Here is a 1,036-nt window from a genome sequence, read left to right on the forward strand (position 1 = left end):
GATATAGTTATGAATGACATTCCTGCACAAAGAGATAAAAACCGTTGTCCTACTCATCCAGGAGAAGTTTTGGCAGAAATTATTCCTGAAACTGGCAAAACGAATACAGAAATCGCACAGATGCTTGGTATATCACGCCAACATCTCTATGATATTCTAAATGCCGAAAAGCCTATATCTCCTTCTCTTTCGGCTTGTCTTGGCAAAATGTTTGGGAATGGAGCTGCCATATGGTTACGTATGCAAGCGAATTATGATGCGTGGCATGCTGAACGTGAAACAGATGTTAGCAAAGTTCCAACACTCCACGCTGTTTGACTTTGTGACTCAATCTCTAGAGACTTTTCCAAGTGGTTTTATTGCTTTAACTTCTTTAATTTTAAGTGCAATTTTACGCACGAAAGCGAGGCTAAAACGCCCTTGTGGTTTTAAATCTTCAAAGTCAAACAAAGATTCGCAAGGAACAACATTAAATTCATCAACACGCACCCAAGATTGCATTTGCAACCCCGCACGTCTACATTCTATCTCAGGTACTTTTAAGCTATATTGTAAATTAATAGGCTCTTGAGAAGTGATAGGAAACAAAAAGAAATGGCTTTCAGTTTTAACCATAACACAGGAAGGACGCGCTTTGCGCCCCGAATGTTCACCTTTTTGCGCTTGTTCGTGCCATAAATAATAATATTGAACAACATCCCCTGCTTTAAACATATTCGTCGCCATTTAAAATATCATCTAAACCACGATCTAAATCGTCTAATATATTTTGCGGTGCATCTGCATAAACAAAAGATTGTATACGAGAACGCGCTTTTATTAATTCATGATATAAATCAACAGGAAGCATAATGATTTTTTCACGCCCTCGCTTTGTTAAAGCTACAGGTGTAGACATAGCCTCGTCTAAAATATCGCCTGCCCCGCGGTTTACATCTGTAAAACTATATTTTTTCATATGCACATCCTATCTTTAATGTATAATACGTATTATACGTACAATATGTATTATGTAAAGATATTTTATGCTGTTAAC

General features: G+C 37.3%; 3 protein-coding genes. 1 reads left to right on the forward strand and 2 read right to left on the reverse strand.

Going from position 1 to position 1,036, the window contains the following annotated elements; all coding sequences use genetic code 11:
- Positions 1-9: 9 nt before the first annotated feature.
- A complete protein-coding gene (locus ACFIJK_RS09320) occupies positions 10-318 on the forward strand; it encodes a HigA family addiction module antitoxin (RefSeq protein ID WP_375627594.1) in 309 nt (102 codons plus the stop codon).
- Positions 319-327: 9 nt separating this feature from the next.
- Here the strand turns inward: ACFIJK_RS09320 and ACFIJK_RS09325 are convergent, their stop codons facing one another.
- Both ACFIJK_RS09325 and ACFIJK_RS09330 read right to left on the reverse strand, forming a co-directional pair.
- On the reverse strand, positions 328-714 hold the full coding sequence (locus tag ACFIJK_RS09325; protein ID WP_375627593.1) for a hypothetical protein: 387 nt from the start codon (positions 712-714) through the stop codon (positions 328-330).
- On the reverse strand, positions 707-958 hold the full coding sequence (locus ACFIJK_RS09330) for a type II toxin-antitoxin system prevent-host-death family antitoxin (protein ID WP_375627072.1): 252 nt from the start codon (positions 956-958) through the stop codon (positions 707-709). The genes ACFIJK_RS09325 and ACFIJK_RS09330 overlap by 8 nt, the downstream gene beginning before the upstream one ends.
- Positions 959-1,036 lie beyond the last annotated feature (78 nt).

It is taken from the genome of Bartonella sp. PS17NMGDW (assembly GCF_042193555.1).
Classification (GTDB): Bacteria; Pseudomonadota; Alphaproteobacteria; order Rhizobiales; family Rhizobiaceae; genus Bartonella; species Bartonella grahamii.